We start from the raw sequence: 17465 nt of genomic DNA, 5'->3' as shown, positions 1-17465 counted from the left end.
CCGAATGTCACAGTGCCGGTGACCCGAGGTGCGGGCTGCTGAAGTCCAGGCGGTGCAGCCCGGCCTGCACCTCGGGCACGCTCATGAACAGTTTCCAGAGCAGGCCTGTGCGATGGTTCTCCATCATCACGACGATCGGGCCCTGGTCGATGGCGAGAAAAGTCTCTGCGAACCAATCGCGCCGTTCGCAGAACGCATCGACGAAGCCGTAGTCCTTCCACAAGCGCGTGCCATGCACGGTGAGGAAATGCCGCAGAACCTGCATCACCTCGGTGGGCGCATACGGCAGGCTGGCCAGTGCGGCCGTCGGCGAAATGGTGCCGTTGTCGACGTCCGGGGCGTGCGCGAGGTAGCCGTCGGGGTCGTCGCTGGCGGTCAGGCCCCAGCACGATTCGCCGTAGCCCGGGTGGCCATGAGGATTGGCGATGCAGTGTGCACGGTTGATCTGCAGGTGGCGGCAGTTGAGATCCCAGTAATCGGCGTAGCGATCCTTCAGGCCGTGCGGATCGAGGCCGCAGAACGAGTAGTGCGTGAAGAACAGCGGGCCGCCATACGGCATGCCCAGCGGTATCTCGATGCCGTAGTACGACCGGCCGTTGAGGAAACCAGTCCCCGCCGCAAAGCCGCGGTGGTACACCCGCGGATCGATCGCATGGCGCGGCGCGGCCGCCGCCAGCAGATATGTGATGAGGCACTCGTTCCAGCCGCGCACTTCATGGTTCATCGCCCAGCCGTGGTTCGGGCTCCAGTGCCAATACAACACGTCCCGTCCGCCCTGGGTGAACCAGTTCCATTCGACCTCGTGCCACAGTGTGTCGATGTCACTGCGCAACCGGCGCGCCGCGGCCGTGTCCTCGCTGAAATACTGGCGCGCACAGAGCAGGCCCATGCAGAGGAACGAGGTCTCGACCAGATCGCCCGCGTCGTCCTTGGGGCTCATCGGGATCGTCGCGCCGCTTGCTGCGTCCATGAAGTGGGGGAAGGCGCCGTGGTAGCGCCTGGCGCGGAAGAGGGCGTCGCGCATGCGCCCCAGGCGCTCCAGCGCTGCGTCCCGCGTGACCCAGCCGCGTTCCACCGCGACGATCATGGCCATGATGCCGAAGCCCGTGCCGCCGATCGCGACCCTCTCGTCGGCCAGGTCTTCGCCCGTGGCGCTGACGAGCGTGCGGCGGTCGAGTGCCAGGCCGCTGGCGGCATCCGCACCGTCCCAGAAATAGCGGAAGGTCTGCCGCTGCACGGCGTCGATCAAGGCTTCATCGGGCAGGGCAGCCAGTGCCCTCGGGTTCCTGTCATCCTTCTGCACGAACGGTTCCTTTCGTTGTCGTCCCGGGTGTCACGGTTGGTTTTCATCGAATCATCGGCGTCACGCGGCCGACGGCTCCCCCGCAGCATGCCATCATTAGGTCCCCTGGGTTCTATTCGAAATCCCTGATGATGAGTCGCATCGATTCCCTCATGGCCCGGATGACGCTGGCCGAAAAACTGGGTCAACTGACGATGACCGCCTCCAGCTACACGGTCACCGGGCCGGTGCTCGCGGGAGACTCCACGCAGTCGATCATCGATGGCACCGTCGGCAATCTGCTGAACATGGTCGGTGCCGGCCCCACGCGCGAGATGCAGCGGCTGGCCGTCGAGAAGTCCCGGCTCGGCATTCCGCTGCTGATCGGCCTGGACATCATTCATGGCCATCGCACGCTCTTTCCGATCCCGCTCGCGGAGGCCGGCACCTTCGACGACGAACTCTGGGAGCGCACGGCGCGCGAGGCCGCGCGCGAGGGCGCGGCCGAAGGGTTGGCGATGACCTTCGCGCCGATGCTCGACGTGTCGCGCGATCCCCGCTGGGGCCGCACCGCGGAAGGACCCGGCGAAGACCCCTGGCTCAACGCGCGCATCGCGCAGGCCAAGGTGCGCGGTTTCCAGGGCGCCGACCTGTCGTCGGCCGAATCGCTGGCCGCCTGCGCGAAGCATTTCGTCGCGTACGGCGGGGTCGCCGCGGGGCGCGAGTACGCCGCCGTCGACATCTCCGAGCGCACTTTGCGCGAAGTGCATCTGCCGGGCTTCGCGGCGGCCGTGCGCGCCGGCGTCGCGACGCTGATGCCCGCCTTCACCGATCTCAATGGCGTGCCGATGACGGCGCACATTCCCTTGCTGCGCGACTGGCTGCGCGGCGAGATGGGCTTCGATGGCGTCATCGTCAGCGACTACAACGCGATCGCGGAATTGATCAAGCACGGCGTTGCCGCCGATCTCGTCGATGCCGCGGTACTGGCGCTGAAGGCCGGCGTCGACATCGACATGATGGCCGACGCATACCGCAAGGGCCTGCCGGTCGCGCTCGAGCAGAGGCGCGTGACGATCGAGGAGATCGACGCCAGCGTGCGCCGCGTGTTGCGGCTCAAGGAACAGCTCGGACTGTTCGACGACCCCTACCGCCGCGGCGCGACACCGGAGCCCGCGGCGGTTGTCGCCGAGCGGCGCGCGGTGGCGCGCGACGCCGCGCGCAGGGCCATCGTCATGCTGAAGAACGAGCGTGACACCTTGCCCTTGTCCGCGGCGGCCAAGGCACTGTGCGTCATCGGCCCGCTGGCCGACGCGAGCACCGAGATGAAAGGCCCGTGGTGGGGTGCCGGCGAACACGAGCCGGCCGTCAGCGTGCTTGCCGGCTTGCGCGCCGCGCTGCCGCAGACCGACATACGCCACGCACCGGGCGTTGCCATCGAGAGCGACGACGACAGCGGCATCGAAGCTGCTGTCGCGCTGTGCGAGGGCGCCGACGCCGTTTTGCTGTGCCTGGGCGAGCGCGCCACGATGAGCGGCGAGGCGGCCAGCCGCGCCACACCCGCGCTTCCCGGTCGACAGCAGGCTCTGGCCGAAGCGGTGACGGCCCGTGCACGTGCGCTAGGCATCCCCGTCGTCGCGATCCTGTTTTCGGGCCGTCCGCTCGTCGTCCCCTGGCTTTCCGAACACGCCGATGCGCTGCTGGCTGCGTGGTTCCTCGGCGTCGAAGCGGGCCATGCGATCGCCGACGTGGTCACAGGCCGGGCATCGCCCTGCGGCCGCACGCCGATGAGCTGGCCGCGCGCCGTCGGACAGGTGCCGATCCACTTCGGCCAGCGTCCCACCGGCCGGCCGATGAATCCCGCCGACTACTTCACGAGCAAGTACCAGGACGTCGACAACACGCCGCTGTATGCCTTCGGTCATGGCCTGACCTACGGCCGATTCAGCTACGACGAACTCCAGGTCGAGCCGCGGCGCGTGCGCGAGCAGGACGCGCTGAAGATCAGCGTCAGGCTGCGCAACGTTGGCGCGCGCGAGGCTGAAGAGACCGTCTTCCTGTTCGTGCGCGGCAAGGTGAGCCGTGTCACCCGGCCGCTGCTGGAACTCAAGGGCTACGCGAAGCAGCGATTGATGCCCGGCGAAGCCGGCGCGGTCGAACTGGAGTTGCCGGCGTCCGAGTTGCGCTACCTCGGGCCGGACCTGCTGCCCTTGTTCGAGGCGGGCGAGGTGGAGATCCTTGTCGGGCCGAGTGCCGAGCAATCGGGGGTGCTGCGTCGGACCATTGAATTGGGTTGAAACCTCGGCGCTGAAGGAGACCGGCCGTTTGTGAGCGGGGCGTAGGTAAGGGGGCAGCCAGCCTGAAGCGGGCATCCTCGAAGGGCGGTTACGCAGCGATCGCGGTCTGTCGTGCGTCTGCAATTGACGTCCGCTTCTTGCTAATGAACTGCCCTTCAACGCGGCTGCTCCGACTACCAGCAGGGAGAAAAGCTGGCCACAAAAGCCGGGGCGATTCAGTTCGCCCTGTGCTGTTAGCCTTGCATGGTCGGCAGGGCCTCTGCCACGCCAACTCCGGCCATCGTGCCCAAAATTTTAGAAGTGAACTAACCATGACCAGCCCGCTGTACAACGCCTCCGTTCCCGTCATGCAGCAGATGCTGCGCGCCCTGTCCGACGTGCTCAAGAAGGCCGAAGACCAGGCGACGCAGAAAAATATCGATCCGAATGCGCTGCTGCAGGCGCGGCTGTTCCCTGACATGTTTCCGCTGGTACGTCAGGTACAGATCGCCGCAGACTTCTCCAAGGGCATTGCCTCCCGCCTGGCTGGTGCCGAGGTGCCGTCCTGGCCCGACACCGAGGTCAGCTTCGCCGACCTGCAAGCGTTGATCGCCAAAGCTTTGGCCCATATCGGCTCCTTCAAGCCTGAGCAATTTGATTCAAGCGAGAGCCGCGAGATCGTATTGCGCCCCGGCACCCCCAAGGAAAAGAAGCTGACTGCAGGCGCATATCTTCTGCACTATGGACTGCCGCAGTTTTTCTTCCACGTGACCACCACCTATGCCATCTTGCGTCACAACGGTGTTGAGATCGGCAAGCGCGACTACATGGGTGCCTACTGATCCAAGACAGACAGGCGTTCAGCCACTCTGACCACTGCCGCTCGAAGTGCAAGCGTGCACGGCAACCCCAATGTGTTGACGCGCGACATCGGCACCTCATCGCTGGCGCAGGGTTGCGCGGGGCAACGCACTGCGGTGCAGGTCGCGCGCTACGACGGCGTGCTGCCACCGATTCGCGCCTTTGAGCCGCCAATGACGGTCCTTGAAGGCGCCGCCCTAGAGCCTGGGCCTGCCGGCACTCGAACGCGGTGTTCAACGGCCAGCGTACGGCAGCGACGAGTGATGCACGACGATGCGCAGCTTGCCGGCACCGTCCTTCACGAAAGTCCAGGTCTTGTCGACCGTGGTGACCTTGCCGTCCGGGTCAGTGAACAGCACGTTACCCAGCGTGCTGGCCACGTCGCCGTGGATGAGCACGGCACTGTTGGCAATGTCGCATTTGGTCCAGCCCTTCAGGGCGAAGCCGGTGTCGTTGGGAAAGGCAGGGTTGCCGCCCACGAAGTACGCCAGCGCGCCGTCGCGAGCGGTGCGGAAGGTCTGCGGCGATGTCGTGAGCGTCGGCTTGAACAGCACTGCGCCCAGCTGGTAGGCGTAGGCGCTGTCGATGACCTTCTCGGCCAGCGCCCTGGCGGCCGGCTGCCCTGCGCTGGAATTCGCAGCACTGATGTCGACCAGCGCCTTGCACCAGGCCTGCTGGGCCCCCAGGACTTCCGCTTCCGTGATGCTCCGGTCGACGACTTTCTCCTTGGCGGCGGCCGGCAAGATTGCCCCGGCGATCAGGAGGCTGGCGATGGCGCTGGGAATGAATTTTTTCATTTGGGTCTCCAATTGAAGTAGTTGGATACCGGAGCGGCCGGGTGGGTCGAGCCGAGACCCAAAGTGCATCGATACGACATGCACAAGACATGATGCGCCGGCTGATTTGCTCTGAGTAAAAGATGCAAATGAAATGATTGGTTGTGCATTCGCGAGATAGTCAGGCGTGCAGGCCTGTCTCGCAACAGTCTGAAGCGGGCGCACACGAAGGACGGCCATGCAGCGACTGCCAGCCTTCGAAAGGCTCGCTCGAATAGGTACTATCGGCCACGACCGGACCTTCGGAGCCAGGACCCAACAATGCGAATAGCAGTTCAAAAGCTTGTCGCTCTTGTGCTCGCCTGCATCGCCCTTGGTGCAGCGCACGCAGAATGGAGTAACGAGGAATTGGAAGCCCGGAATCTTCCCAAAGCACAGTGGAACGCGATCGCCAGGGGTGATTTTGCGCAATGCCAAGCCGACGCTGCGGCAGTCAAGAAGCAGGCAGTCCCTGAGCAGCACGGGTGCCCAGAGACCATGGCGCCATATCTGTATCAACAGTGCATCAGTGCCAGCAACAGTCTCAGAGCCGATGGCGAACAACTGAAACAGGACATCTTGATGGGCTGTATGGCCCGCAAAGGTTGGGCTTGGTCCGACAACTAACCGACAGCGGCACCCGGCCAGAACCGGCTCTTCGGCTCTGACCGGAATCTAGTCAAAGCCAATGACGTACAAGACATGGTGAAGCGCAGCCGAAACTCGGCAGAGGTATTCACTTCTGCAACTCATGTGCAACCTCCCGGCGTATCAACTACCACACAGACTTCATGCTCTTCAAAACAGTGCTCGTCTCCATCGTGCTCGCTCTCGCGGGTTGCGCAGTTCAAACAGTGAATCTAAAGCCTGTGTCAGGCGTGGCAGCGCGCGCGCCGGCAGAAGACTTCGTGCACGAGGGTGTCGCGGGCCTCGCGAAGGTTCAATATGCGCTCGCGATAAAAGCAGGCCGATACGTACCCGTCGGCCAGAATGAAGCGGGTACATTCTTCTTGAGTGAGCAGTCGGACAACTTTCGAATTTTCTATTTAGAGCGCAAGAGATTTGATGGAAAGCGACTCATCGCGGTGTATTCCGGCGGGATGCTTATTCCGCACAGCGCATCTGCATCACCGAGATTCTTCATCTTGCTGGGAACCGAGAAGCTGGTGGTTGTGAGTGATGCTTCTATCTCCAAGTTCGCACATGGAACCGGCCACCCGGCGGCCGACATTACTTCCGAGGAGATGACTGCGCATCTTGAACGACCTGCTATTCCATTTGATGGCGCAGTAGCCTTCTTGATTCGGGACTTCGAAGGAAAGGGCTTCACATTCTGGGGACCACAAGACGAAGCAGAACGAGCCGCAAGATCTTGGCTGCTTGACACTCGCAAGCTGTAGGGGAGTGCCCGTCTGCGCCTCAACAAGAGGGATGGCGTTGGAACGACACGGTTCTGACCTTCAGGTCGAACGACTGCTTCCGGGGAGGCTTGATGTCCACAATGGGCCCTTTCGCGACGGTAGCGCGACCAGCTACAGTCGGCCAGGAGCCATAAACTGCCACGCCAAGGGAGGTCCGATGTCACAAGCAAACCAACTGCGCCCGTTTTCGTTCGTGCTGGCTGTGCCGGACCTTGAGCGAAACACCGCCTACTTCAGGGATGCCTGGGCTTTAAGGCTGAATACGCGCACCGACTTTTGCCGGAACTGTTTCATCCAGAGGGCTAACGTCAGCCCGATCGGGCGACCGCTCCGGCAGAATTCAGCCACAGTAGCGGACGGTCGGGCCTTCAAGCACATCTCATGAAAACAAGACTTCATGCTATTCGAGCCGACATCACTGGGCTGTCGGTCGATGCCGTCGTCAATGCAGCCAATTCGTCATTGCTTGGCGGGGGCGGTGTCGATGGAGCAATCCACCGCGCCGCAGGTCCTGAGCTGGTACATGAGTGCCGCTTGCTGGGGGGATGCAAAACAGGTGATGCAAAGATCACAAAAGGCTATCGGCTACCGGCCCGCTTCATCATTCATACGGTCGGTCCGGTCTGGAGGGGAGGGGTAAACGGCGAGGCGGACCTGCTGGCGTCCTGCTACCGAAAATCGCTGATGCTCGCAAACGAATACGGGGCGCGAACGGTGGCGTTTCCGAGCATCAGTACGGGCATCTATGGCTACCCGATCGAACGGGCTGCGCAGGTGGCCGTTGATGCGGTCCGCGCTGCGTTGGAAGAAACTTCGGTCATTGCAGAGGTCACGTTCTGCTGTTTTTCAGACGAAGACTTGGCAATTTACAGGTCTGTTCTTGGATAAGGTGGGTGTAGGCCTCCTTCTCACCATGGCAGACACTGAGGCCCGCCGCCGCGCTGTCCAACGGCCTAAGCCGGCCTCAACGGCGCGGCGAACCTGTAGGTATTGAGGACAAGGCCGGACGGCGTCGTCTTCGTGCTGGCGAGCTCGAAGGAACACCCCGGGGTCCCCTCGGCGAAGAAGCGCTTGCCCGTGCCCACCAGCACCGGATAGAGGATCAGCATGACTTCGTCCGCAAGTCCGTGCTCCAGCAGCGTCGATGTCAGCGTGGAACTGCCCCACAGAACCAGGTCCGGGCCAGCCTGCGACTTGATGCGCCGCACCCCCTCGACCGGGTCCGGCCCGACGCCCTCGAACGGCCCCCACGCGAGGCTTTCCGGGCGATGGGTGACGACGAACTTGGTGGCCGCATTCAAGCCATCAGCCATCGGACTGGCCGGCACCTTCGGCCAGTAGTCCGACCACATGTCGTAGGTGCGCCGGCCCAGCAGCAGGTCGAAGCGCCCGCCGTGCGCGGCGAGCACCTCGTCCCGGCCGGCGGGAGTCCGGTAGGGCGCCGTCCAGTCGGCATACGGGAAGCCGTCTTCGCCGGAGGACTGGATCACGCCGTCCAGCGACAAGTGTTCCATGATCTTGAGCTTTCTCATTCGGGTCTCCGTGTTTGGTTGTTGGGCTTGGAGGGGATGAGGATGCTGAACCGCTCTCGGTCTTCGCGCAACTCCGCCGGCCTAGGAGTCAGGCGTTGCTCGCGCGCGCCATCTGTGGCTCATCGAAGCGCTCGGGAGTCTGAGGCGAGCCGGCCAGGTCCGCGCGGGCGAGCTGGAAGCAGTCTGTTCCCGCAGGAAGCACCACGCCCGTCTGCGCCGAGCTGGTCCAGATGTGCGAACTGATCGAAACGGAGTTCGGGTCGTCGAAAGCTCCGCGAGAAATCGCGCGGTACTCGGGCCAGCGCTCGAAGGTGAGCGAGAGGGTGGTGCCGCACTTGGGGCAGAAATGAACATGCACCTGCTTCGAGCTGCCTTCCGATCTGTGCGAATACTGCGCCATCGGCTCGCCCGAGAACCGAACCGCGTCCACCGCATACATCGACTCCGCATACGAGGTCGAGCCCGTCATGCGCTGGCAGAACCTGCAGTGGCATTGCAGCGTGCGAATGGGCTCGCCCTGGGCGACAAAACGCACTGACCCGCAGAGGCATCCTCCAACGCGCTGAGTGGTCACGTTGATCTCCTTTGTGAATGCCGCGAGTATGGGCGAGCAATCCGCTTGCCTGTCTCCCGAACTTGACGCTGGCGGGGCAGGGCCTCGCCTTCCTTTCACAGCGTCGGCATCCTGTCGAACTTGGGCAATGCCGGGTCCAGAAAATCCCATCGATGTCCGCGCACGGCATACGTGACCGCCTGTGGCTTGTACCGGCCAGGGTCGTCGAGGCTCGCGGCGTGCACCGTGAAGATGTCGGGCATCGCCGCAAAGGTCATGTACACGGGCGAGCCGCAGTGCGGGCAGAACGCCCGGGTCTTGACGTTGCCGCTGTCGCCGACCATGTCCCACAGCGCGGCCTGGCCGCTGTGCTTCACGCCGCCACGCGGGAAGGTGAGGTACGAGCCATGGCCGGTGCCGCTCTTGCGTTGGCAGTCGCGGCACTGGCAGTCGTTCTGGAAGATGGGCTCGGCTGAAATCTCGTAGCGGACTGCGCCGCATGCGCAGCCGCCGGTGTAGGCGTGGGTCATTTCCTGGTTCCTTCGGGGTGTGCTTTCCGGCGGCTCTGGCCGGGTGCAGCCAATCTAGCGGGGGCACGCGTGTCGCGGGGAGTAACAAGTTCGTCGCGAGTCGCTTCGCCGAGCCGGCTGGATGCCAGGGCCGCCATTTGAAGTGCTTACAACTTCGGCGCCATCCAGTCTGCTGCCAGACGGTAAAGTTCCCGTCTCCGGTTTCGGATCGTCCGCGGCCCTTTTTTCCACCGCCTCCCGCTTTTCCGCTCGCCCCCCATGTCCAACCTCATCGTGCACGGCGGAACGCCGCTGCGTGGCCGCGTCACCCCCTCCGCCAACAAGAACGCCGTGCTGCCGGTGCTCTGTGCCACCTTGCTCACCTGGGAGCCGCTGCGCCTGCACGGCGTGCCCGACATCACCGACGTGCGCAAGATCCTCGACATCTTCCGCACCCTGGGCAGCGACGTGCGCATGGACCACGAGACCGGCACGCTCGAGCTGCACCATCGCGAGACTGCCTTCGACGCATCGCGCCACCGGCTGCCGGAGGAGATGCGCTCGTCGATCATGCTGGTGCCGCCGCTTTTGGCGCGCTTCGGCGTGGCGCGGCTCGAGGACAACGTGAAGGGCTGCACGCTCGGTGTGCGCGAGATCGATCCGCACGTGGAGGTGTTCCAGCGCTTCGGCGGCGAGGTGGAGCGCACCGAAGGCTCGCTGCTGGTGCGCAGCGCGGGCCGCCTCACGCCCACGGACCACTGGCTGGACTACGCCTCCGTCACGACCACCGAGAATTTCGTGCTGTGCGCAGCCGCAGCGGGCGGTACTTCGACGTTGACCAATGCGGCGTCGGAGCCGCACGTGCAGGAGTTCTGCCGCTTCATGGCGATGATCGGCGTGCGCATCGAAGGCATGGGTACCTCGCGGCTCACTGTGCACGGCGGCGGCACGCTCAAGGGCGGTGAGTTCCGCTTCGACGAAGACTTCCACGAGATCACGACCTTCCTGGCGCTGGGCGCCATCACCGGCGGCGACGTGGTCGTGCGCAACAGCGCACCCGAAAACTTTCCGCTGCTCGACCGCACGTTCGCGAAGTTCGGCGTGCAGATCGTGCATGAAGACGGCTGGTCGCGCGCCATCCGCAGCGGCCCGCTGAAGGTGCAGACGCCTTTCACGAGCAACGTGCTGACCAAGGTGGAGGCGGCGCCGTGGCCTTACTTTCCAGTCGACCTGCTGCCGATCTTCATCGCGCTGGGCGTGCGCGCGCAGGGCAATGCGATGTTCTGGAACAAGGTGTACGACGGGGCGCTGGGCTGGACGGGCGAGTTGTCGAAGTTCGGCGCGCACGTGTTCTCTTCGGACCCGCACCGGCTCATCACCTTCGGCGGCAATCCGCTGACGCCGGCCGTGGTCGAAAGCCCGTACATCATCCGCGTGGCGATCGCCTTGTTCATGGTGGCGGCGAGCATCGAAGGGCGTTCCGAGATCCGCAACGCCACGCCCATTCGCCGCGCCCATCCGCGCTTCGTCGAGAACCTGCGCAGCCTTGGCGTGCAGGTGGAGTGGACGAGCGAGGAGTGAGCTGATCCACGGGCGATGGCCCTGTTGCGGGAGGCAACTCCGCCTTGGCGGGAGAATTGGCGGTATCCGACACAAAAGGAGCGCCTTCATGACCACGCTGCAGCAGATTCTCGGCACCGAACTCCCGTTGATCCAGGCCCCGATGGCCGGCATTCAGGGCAGCGCGATGGCCATCGCGGTGAGCAACGCAGGCGGCCTCGGTTCGCTGCCTTGCGCCATGCTGAGCCCCGAGGCCATGCGCAGCGAGCTCGCCGCGATCCGCGCGGGCACCGACAAGCCCTTCAACGTCAACTTCTTCTGCCATACGCCGCCCGTGCCGAGCGCCGAGCGCGAGGCGGCGTGGCGCGCCGCGCTGGCGCCTTACTACGCCGAGTTCGGCATCGATGCGGCCGGGATTCCGACCGGGCCGGGCCGCAACCCCTTCAGCGCCGAGGTGGCAGAGCTGCTGGCCGAATTCGCACCGCCGGTGGTGAGCTTTCATTTCGGACTGCCGTCCGAGGCGCTGCTGGCGCGGGTGCACGGCTGGGGCGCGAAGGTGCTGGCCTCGGCCACCACGGTGGAAGAGGCGCTGTGGCTCGAAGCGCGCGGCGCCGATGCCGTCATCGCCCAAGGACTGGAGGCCGGCGGGCATCGCGGCCATTTCCTCTCGCACGACCTGACGAGGCAGCTCGGCACTTTTGCGCTGGTGCCGCAGGTAGTGCATGCAGTGAAGGTGCCGGTGATCGCGGCCGGCGGCATCGCGGATGCGGGCGGCGTGGCCGCGGCCATGGCGCTGGGCGCTGCAGGCGTGCAGGTGGGCACGGCCTACATGCTGACGCCCGAGGCGACGACCAGCGCGCTGCACCGCGAGGCGCTCAAGGGCCGGGCCGCGCGGCACACGGCGCTGACCAATCTCTTTACCGGCCGACCGGCCCGCGGCATCGTGAACCGTGTGATGCGCGACCTGGGGCCCATCGGCGAGGCCGCGCCGGAGTTTCCGCTGGCCACCTCGGGCATTGCGCCGCTGCGGGCCAAGGCCGAGGCGCAGGGCAGCGGCGATTTCTCTCCGCTGTGGTCGGGGCAGAACGCAACCGGCTGCCGCGAGGTGCCGGCGGCCGAAGTTACCCGCGCGCTCGCGCAAGGCTTTCACGCAACCGTCTGAAGATCCATCGATGCCTCAACTTCACTTGCCCCTCAAATTCCTCGAACACGCGGCCCGGCCCGAGGCCCGCGAACCCTGGCTGCTGGTGCTGATGCACGGCGTGGGCAGCAACGAGCAGGACCTGTTCGGCCTCGCGCGGCTGATGCCGCCGCAGTTCCACGTGCTGAGCCTGCGCGCGCCGTATGTGCTGTCGCCCGGTGCCTACGCGTGGTTCGAGTTCCAGGTGCTGCCGAACGGCGAGCGGCAGATCAACGAAGAGCAGGAGCGCGAAAGCCGCTTCCTCGTCGGCGAGATGATCGCCTCGGCTTCGCAGCAGCTCGGCGTGCCGGCCGAGCGGGTGGTGGTTGGCGGCTTCAGCCAGGGCGGCATCATGTCGCTGTCGCAGCTGCTTACCAAGCCGCAGAGCGTGCGTGCCGCGATGGTGTGGCACAGCCGGCTGCTCTCGCAGGTGGTGCCGCACATCGCGCCGCCGGAGGCCTTCGAGGGCAAGGCGCTGTGGGTGAGCCATGGCAGCGCCGACAACGTGATTCCGCCGAGCGCCGCGCAGGCCACGCGCGAGCTGGCGCGCGGCTTGCCGCTGGCGCTGTCGGGCTCGGACTTTCCGGGCGCGCACGAGATCCGCCCGGCCGAGCTGCAGGGGGCGATTGCCTGGCTGCAATCGCTGAGCGGGCCCACCGACGCGGCCTGATTGCGCAGCTTGCGCGGCACGGGGCGACACAGGGCGTTACGCGGCCGTGGTGCCATGGAGCGCCCGATTGGTGCAACATGACCGGTCTCTCCGCATCACACACAGCCTTAGCAGAAGGAAAGTGCCGCCATGTCCGACCGAGATACCCCCGGCTCCGGGGACGATTCCCCCGAATTCCGGCCACGCCGCGAAATGCCCATAGGCGCCATCGTCGCCTTCATGCTGGTGGTGCTCGGGACGGCCTTCGTCGGCTGGCGCTGGTATCAGCAGCAGCAACAACTACCCGAGGCCCCGCCGGTGGCCGCGGCGCCGAACGACGGGCTCGCGCCCGCGCCGGCGCCCGTGCCCGCGCCCGAGTCCCTGGAGCCGCGCAACCCCATCGACGCGATTGCCGTGCCCGACACGGGGCTGCCTACCGTCACCGATTCCGATACGCGCGTGATGAAGGCGCTCGTCGACCTGCTCGGCAGCAAGAACGTGGCCGACTTCCTGAAGTTCGACGGTGTCGTGCGCCGCTTCGTGGCAACGGTCGACAACCTCGCGCGCGAGCAGGCGCCAGCGAGTGCGTGGCCGGTGCAGCCGGCCAGGCAGCGCTTCACCACCGCAGGGCAGGGCGAGAAACAGGTCATCGCGCCCAACAACGCCGCGCGCTACAACGCCATCGTGCTGTTTGCCGAATCGGTCGATCCTGCGAAGGCGGCCAAGACGTATGCCCGCCTCTACCCGCTGTTCCAGCAAGCCTATGAAGAACTCGGCTATCCGGGGCGCTACTTCAACGACCGGCTCATTGCCGTGATCGACCACCTGCTGCAGGCGCCGGAGCCCGCCGGACCGGTGCAGGTGCGGCTGGTCGAGGTGAAGGGCAATGTTCCTTCGCAGCGGCCCTGGGTGCGCTACGAATACGCCGATCCGCAGTTGGAGTCGCTTTCTTCCGGCCAGAAGATCATGGTGCGGGTGGGGCTCGAAAACGAACGCAGGCTGAAGGCCAGCCTGCGCGGCTTCCGCGAGCAGATCGCCACGGCCGGCTTGGCGAAGAAGAAACAGCCCTGACGCGCACGGTGCGCCGTGTAGGCGCGGACTGATTGCATGCCGCGCAGATGCCGCAGATGATTTGTTCCCAAGACCAAGATCTCGAGGACAAACGTATGAACCCGATGAGCGTCGACCTCTACCAGAGTGCCACCGATCCGGAGAAATTCCTCGCGCTTCCCGCGGGCGCCGATCCTGCCGAACTCATGGGCCCGATGACCTTCGACCAGGACTACGCGCAGGTCAAGCGATACCAGGAGGCATTCCAGTTCAACCCGTCCGAGGCCTATGCGGGCGTCAACGCGGCCAAGATCGCCGCGGACATCCTGACTGTGAAGTGGGCCATCTATCGCCGCGAATCCCCACCGAAGAAGGGCGCCGCGGCGCGGCGCGGCTGAACCCGCCTGCGGGCCTTCTCAGGCCTCTTCGGTTTCCTGGTATTCGCCCACCGGCACGCAACTGCAGAACAGGTTGCGGTCGCCGTACACGTTGTCGACGCGGCCGATCGGCGGCCAGTACTTGGCCTGCTTGAGTTCGGCCAGCGGGAACGCGCCGAGTTCGCGCGAGTAGGGGTGCGGCCACTCGGTGCCGAGCAGGCTCGCGGCCGTGTGCGGCGCGTGCTTGAGCGGGTTGTCGTCCTTCGGCCAGACGCCTTCCTCCACGCGGCGGATCTCGCCGCGGATGGCGATCATCGCGTCGACGAAGCGGTCGAGCTCGGCCAGAGGCTCGCTCTCGGTCGGCTCGACCATCAGCGTACCCGGCACCGGGAAGCTCAGCGTGGGCGCGTGGAAGCCGTAGTCGATCAGGCGCTTGGCCACGTCCTCGGCGGTGACGCCGCTGGTGTCCTTGAGCGGGCGCAGGTCAAGGATGCACTCGTGCGCGACGTGGCCGTTCGGGCTTGCGTACAGCGTCGGGTAATGGTCCTTCAGGCGCGCGCTGATGTAGTTGGCGCTGAGGATGGCCGTTTCGGTCGCGGCCTGCAGGCCCTTGGCGCCCATCATGCGGCAGTACATCCAGCTGATCGGCAGCACGGCCGCATTGCCGAGCGGCGCTGCGGAAACCGCACCGACGCCGTTCGATGCGACGCCGGCCGTCGCATGGCCCGGCAGGTACGGCACGAGGTCTTCGACCACGCAGACCGGGCCCACGCCCGGGCCGCCGCCGCCGTGTGGAATGCAGAAGGTCTTGTGCAGGTTCAGGTGGCTCACGTCGCCGCCGAACTCGCCCGGCGCGGCCACGCCGACCAATGCGTTCATGTTGGCGCCGTCGACGTACACGCGCCCGCCGTGCTCGTGCACGAGCTCGCACAGTTCCTTCACGCGCGTCTCGAACACGCCGTGCGTGCTCGGGTAGGTGATCATCACTGCGGCGAGGTGGGTGCTGTGCTTCTCGCAGGCGCGCTTGAGGTCGTCCATGTCGACGTTGCCCTGCGCGTCGCAGGCCGTCACCACCACCTGCAGGCCCACCATCTGCGCGCTGGCCGGGTTGGTGCCGTGCGCCGACGACGGAATCAGGCAGATGTTGCGGTGGCCCTGGCCCTTGGCCTCATGGAAGGACTTGATGGCCAGCAGGCCCGCGTACTCGCCCTGCGAGCCGGCGTTGGGCTGCAGGCTGATGCCGGCATAGCCGGTGGCCTCGCACAGCCATGCGCGCAGCTGCGCGTCGAGCTGCGCATAGCCCTGCTGCTGCTCGGCCGGTGCGAAGGGGTGGATGTTGGCGAACTCGGGCCAGGTGATGGGGATCATCTCGCTGGTCGCGTTGAGCTTCATGGTGCAGCTGCCCAGCGGGATCATGCTGCGGTCGAGCGCGAGGTCCTTGTCCGACAGGCTGCGGATGTAGCGCAGCATCGCGGTCTCGCTCTTGTGGGTGTTGAACACCGGGTGCGTGAGAAAGGCGCTGGTGCGGCGCAGGTCTTCGGGAATGAGCGGCGCGGTGTTGGCGGCCAGGTCGTCGAAGCGCGGCATCGGGGTGCCGGCGGGCACGAACAGCGCCCACAGCGTCTCGATGTCGGCGCGCGTGGTGGTCTCGTCGAGCGAGATGCCCAGGTGCTGCTGCAGGCGCTGGCGCAGGTTGACGCCGCCCGCCTGCGCGCGCTCGATGATCGCGGCCGTATCGTCGCCGGTGCGGATCGTCAGCGAGTCGAAGGCCGTGGTGTTGACCGGCTCGCGGCCCATCTGCGACAGGCCCCGGGCGAGGATGGCGGTGAGCGCCGCCACGCGCTGCGCGATGCGCGTGAGCCCGTCGGGCCCGTGGTACACGGCGTACATGCTGGCGACCACGGCCGGCAGCACCTGTGCGGTGCAGATGTTGGAGGTGGCCTTCTCGCGGCGGATGTGCTGCTCGCGCGTCTGCAGCGCGAGTCGGTAGGCGGGCTGGCCGTGCGTGTCGACGCTCACACCCACCAGGCGGCCCGGCAGCGAACGCTTGAACGAATCGCGGCAGGCCAGGTAGGCGGCGTGCGGGCCGCCGTTGCACAGCGGCATGCCGAAGCGCTGCGTGGTGCCGCAGACGATGTCGGCATCGAACTCGCCGGGTGCGACCAGCAGCGTCAGCGCCAGCAGGTCGGCCGCGACGATGAGGGCGGCGTCGCACTGGTGCGCGTGGCCCGCGAGCGGGCGCAGGTCGTGCACGTGGCCGGTGGTGGCGGGGTATTGCGCAAGCACGCCGAAGAATTCGCCGCTCACCATCAGGTGCGGCAGCGTTTCCGACACGGTGCTCACCTTCACCTCGATGCCCAGCGGCGCAGCGCGCGTCCTGATGACTTCGATGGTCTGCGGATGGCAGTCGCCCGACACCAGGAACACGTTGCTCTTGCTCTTGACGCTGCGCTTGGCGAGCGTCATGGCTTCGGCCGCGGCCGTGGCTTCGTCGAGCATCGATGCGTTGGCGATGGCCATRCCCGTGAGGTCGCACACCATCGTCTGGAAGTTGAGCAGGGCTTCCATGCGGCCCTGCGAAATCTCGGCCTGGTAGGGCGTGTAGGCGGTGTACCAGGCGGGGTTCTCGAGCACGTTGCGCAAGATGACGCCCGGCGTGTGCGTGCCGTAGTAGCCCTGGCCGATGAAATTGCGGAACACCTTGTTCTTCGACGCCATCACCTTCAACTCGGCCAGCGCATCGGCTTCGGTCGCCGGTGCGGGCAGCCGCATCGGCTTCGCGCGGCGAATGGCCGCGGGCACGATGCCGTCGATGAGCTCAGCCCGCGTCTCCGAGCCGATCACGGGCAGCATGCGCGCCTCGTCCGCCGCATCGATGCCGATGTGGCGGGCGAGGAATTCTTCGGCGTTCTCTAGTTGTTGCAGGGAGGGGAGGGCGTGGCTTGACATGGCGGAGAGGTAGGGCGGGAGGGGCGGGAGCGGTGGTCCGTGTTCAGCAGCGCATCAAGACTCGGCGGCGAACTTGTCGTACGAGGCCGCATCGAGCAGCGCGTCGAGCTGCGCCGGCTCACTCAGCTTGACCTTGAAGAACCAGCCGCCGGCCAGCGGGTCGCTGTTGGCGAGCGAGGGGTCGGCGCGCAGCGCTTCGTTCACTTCGGTGATCTCGCCCGACACGGGCATGAACACGTCGGCCGCGGCCTTGACCGATTCGACGACGCCGGCGACTTCACCCTGGGCAAAGGTCTTGCCGACTTCGGGCAGGTCGACGAACACCACATCGCCCAGCGCGTCCTGCGCGTGCACGGTGATGCCGACGGTGGCCGCGCCGCCTTCGGCCGAGACCCATTCATGGTCCTTGGTGTACTTGATGCTCATGTAAAAAACTCCTCGTGGAAAAAAT

At 65.8% G+C, this 17465-nt stretch carries 17 protein-coding genes; 10 read left to right on the top strand and 7 right to left on the bottom strand.

Features of this window, described 5'->3' with window-relative positions; genetic code table 11:
* Positions 1 to 7: 7 nt before the first annotated feature.
* Complete coding sequence (locus tag AC1DFC_RS06205) at positions 8 to 1303, bottom strand: glucoamylase family protein (protein WP_478178827.1); 1296 nt, start codon at positions 1301 to 1303, stop codon at positions 8 to 10.
* A gap of 128 nt (positions 1304 to 1431) precedes the next feature.
* Here AC1DFC_RS06205 and AC1DFC_RS06200 point away from each other — a divergent pair, with 128 nt between their 5' ends.
* Entirely contained in the window at positions 1432 to 3579 is a 2148-nt protein-coding gene (locus tag AC1DFC_RS06200) for a glycoside hydrolase family 3 N-terminal domain-containing protein (protein ID WP_478178826.1), read from the top strand.
* Positions 3580 to 3890: 311 nt separating this feature from the next.
* Positions 3891 to 4400 (top strand): DUF1993 domain-containing protein, encoded by a 510-nt coding sequence (locus AC1DFC_RS06195; RefSeq protein WP_007830048.1) that lies wholly within the window; start codon positions 3891 to 3893, stop codon positions 4398 to 4400.
* Positions 4401 to 4652: 252 nt separating this feature from the next.
* On the opposite strand, the gene AC1DFC_RS06190 is transcribed toward AC1DFC_RS06195, so the two are convergent.
* Complete coding sequence (locus AC1DFC_RS06190) at positions 4653 to 5216, bottom strand: hypothetical protein (RefSeq protein WP_007830049.1); 564 nt, start codon at positions 5214 to 5216, stop codon at positions 4653 to 4655.
* Between the two features lie 300 nt (positions 5217 to 5516).
* Here AC1DFC_RS06190 and AC1DFC_RS06185 point away from each other — a divergent pair, with 300 nt between their 5' ends.
* From AC1DFC_RS06185 to AC1DFC_RS06175, 3 genes are all read left to right on the top strand, one after another.
* Positions 5517 to 5861, top strand: coding sequence for a hypothetical protein (locus AC1DFC_RS06185; RefSeq protein WP_413333101.1), 345 nt, complete (start codon positions 5517 to 5519; stop codon positions 5859 to 5861).
* 164 nt (positions 5862 to 6025) lie between these two features.
* Complete coding sequence (locus AC1DFC_RS06180; RefSeq protein ID WP_007828126.1) at positions 6026 to 6634, top strand: hypothetical protein; 609 nt, start codon at positions 6026 to 6028, stop codon at positions 6632 to 6634.
* Positions 6635 to 7036: 402 nt separating this feature from the next.
* On the top strand, positions 7037 to 7543 hold the full coding sequence (locus AC1DFC_RS06175) for an O-acetyl-ADP-ribose deacetylase (RefSeq protein WP_413333098.1): 507 nt from the start codon (positions 7037 to 7039) through the stop codon (positions 7541 to 7543).
* Positions 7544 to 7608: 65 nt separating this feature from the next.
* Here the strand turns inward: AC1DFC_RS06175 and AC1DFC_RS06170 are convergent, their stop codons facing one another.
* The 3 genes from AC1DFC_RS06170 to AC1DFC_RS06160 all read right to left on the bottom strand — a co-directional run bounded on the left by AC1DFC_RS06170 (position 7609) and on the right by AC1DFC_RS06160 (position 9270).
* On the bottom strand, positions 7609 to 8187 hold the full coding sequence (locus tag AC1DFC_RS06170) for a dihydrofolate reductase family protein (RefSeq protein WP_478178825.1): 579 nt from the start codon (positions 8185 to 8187) through the stop codon (positions 7609 to 7611).
* An 88-nt stretch (positions 8188 to 8275) separates the two neighbouring features.
* A complete protein-coding gene (locus tag AC1DFC_RS06165; protein ID WP_007834427.1) occupies positions 8276 to 8761 on the bottom strand; it encodes a GFA family protein in 486 nt (161 codons plus the stop codon).
* A 95-nt stretch (positions 8762 to 8856) separates the two neighbouring features.
* Entirely contained in the window at positions 8857 to 9270 is a 414-nt protein-coding gene (locus AC1DFC_RS06160; RefSeq protein WP_478178824.1) for a GFA family protein, read from the bottom strand.
* A gap of 258 nt (positions 9271 to 9528) precedes the next feature.
* On the opposite strand from AC1DFC_RS06160, the gene AC1DFC_RS06155 reads away from it, so the two are divergent.
* The 5 genes from AC1DFC_RS06155 (at position 9529) to AC1DFC_RS06135 (ending at position 14086) form a co-directional block, all read left to right on the top strand.
* The gene (locus tag AC1DFC_RS06155; protein ID WP_413315140.1) at positions 9529 to 10830 is read left to right on the top strand and encodes a UDP-N-acetylglucosamine 1-carboxyvinyltransferase; all 1302 of its coding nucleotides are present in this window, start codon (positions 9529 to 9531) and stop codon (positions 10828 to 10830) included.
* Between the two features lie 88 nt (positions 10831 to 10918).
* Positions 10919 to 11971 (top strand): NAD(P)H-dependent flavin oxidoreductase, encoded by a 1053-nt coding sequence (locus tag AC1DFC_RS06150; protein WP_007834432.1) that lies wholly within the window; start codon positions 10919 to 10921, stop codon positions 11969 to 11971.
* Between the two features lie 10 nt (positions 11972 to 11981).
* Complete coding sequence (locus AC1DFC_RS06145) at positions 11982 to 12659, top strand: alpha/beta hydrolase (RefSeq protein WP_478178823.1); 678 nt, start codon at positions 11982 to 11984, stop codon at positions 12657 to 12659.
* A 129-nt stretch (positions 12660 to 12788) separates the two neighbouring features.
* The gene (locus tag AC1DFC_RS06140) at positions 12789 to 13709 is read left to right on the top strand and encodes a DUF3014 domain-containing protein (RefSeq protein WP_413315138.1); all 921 of its coding nucleotides are present in this window, start codon (positions 12789 to 12791) and stop codon (positions 13707 to 13709) included.
* A gap of 95 nt (positions 13710 to 13804) precedes the next feature.
* Positions 13805 to 14086: a hypothetical protein gene (locus AC1DFC_RS06135; protein ID WP_007834440.1), complete on the top strand. Its 282-nt coding sequence runs from the start codon at positions 13805 to 13807 to the stop codon at positions 14084 to 14086.
* An 18-nt stretch (positions 14087 to 14104) separates the two neighbouring features.
* Here AC1DFC_RS06135 and gcvP read toward each other — a convergent pair whose 3' ends face one another.
* Positions 14105 to 17014: an aminomethyl-transferring glycine dehydrogenase gene (gcvP, locus tag AC1DFC_RS06130; protein WP_478178822.1), complete on the bottom strand. Its 2910-nt coding sequence runs from the start codon at positions 17012 to 17014 to the stop codon at positions 14105 to 14107.
* A gap of 54 nt (positions 17015 to 17068) precedes the next feature.
* Entirely contained in the window at positions 17069 to 17440 is a 372-nt protein-coding gene (gene gcvH, locus AC1DFC_RS06125; protein ID WP_007834443.1) for a glycine cleavage system protein GcvH, read from the bottom strand.
* Positions 17441 to 17465: the final 25 nt, after the last annotated feature.

This window comes from Variovorax sp. 10L421 (assembly GCF_056395365.1).
This window is presented reverse-complemented; position numbering and strand designations above follow the sequence as displayed.

Bases quoted from the DNA above. Each gene is read 5' to 3' on its own strand.
- AC1DFC_RS06155 (WP_413315140.1), top strand. From the start codon at position 9,529: ATGTCCAACCTCATCGTGCACGGCGGAACGCCGCTGCGTGGCCGCGTC.
- AC1DFC_RS06180 (WP_007828126.1), top strand. From the start codon at position 6,026: ATGCTCTTCAAAACAGTGCTCGTCTCCATCGTGCTCGCTCTCGCGGGT.
- AC1DFC_RS06200 (WP_478178826.1), top strand. From the start codon at position 1,432: ATGATGAGTCGCATCGATTCCCTCATGGCCCGGATGACGCTGGCCGAA.
- AC1DFC_RS06160 (WP_478178824.1), bottom strand. From the start codon at position 9,270: ATGACCCACGCCTACACCGGCGGCTGCGCATGCGGCGCAGTCCGCTAC.
- AC1DFC_RS06140 (WP_413315138.1), top strand. From the start codon at position 12,789: ATGTCCGACCGAGATACCCCCGGCTCCGGGGACGATTCCCCCGAATTC.
- AC1DFC_RS06190 (WP_007830049.1), bottom strand. From the start codon at position 5,216: ATGAAAAAATTCATTCCCAGCGCCATCGCCAGCCTCCTGATCGCCGGG.
- AC1DFC_RS06150 (WP_007834432.1), top strand. From the start codon at position 10,919: ATGACCACGCTGCAGCAGATTCTCGGCACCGAACTCCCGTTGATCCAG.
- AC1DFC_RS06175 (WP_413333098.1), top strand. From the start codon at position 7,037: ATGAAAACAAGACTTCATGCTATTCGAGCCGACATCACTGGGCTGTCG.
- AC1DFC_RS06170 (WP_478178825.1), bottom strand. From the start codon at position 8,187: ATGAGAAAGCTCAAGATCATGGAACACTTGTCGCTGGACGGCGTGATC.
- AC1DFC_RS06145 (WP_478178823.1), top strand. From the start codon at position 11,982: ATGCCTCAACTTCACTTGCCCCTCAAATTCCTCGAACACGCGGCCCGG.
- gcvH (WP_007834443.1), bottom strand. From the start codon at position 17,440: ATGAGCATCAAGTACACCAAGGACCATGAATGGGTCTCGGCCGAAGGC.
- AC1DFC_RS06135 (WP_007834440.1), top strand. From the start codon at position 13,805: ATGAACCCGATGAGCGTCGACCTCTACCAGAGTGCCACCGATCCGGAG.
- AC1DFC_RS06195 (WP_007830048.1), top strand. From the start codon at position 3,891: ATGACCAGCCCGCTGTACAACGCCTCCGTTCCCGTCATGCAGCAGATG.
- AC1DFC_RS06185 (WP_413333101.1), top strand. From the start codon at position 5,517: ATGCGAATAGCAGTTCAAAAGCTTGTCGCTCTTGTGCTCGCCTGCATC.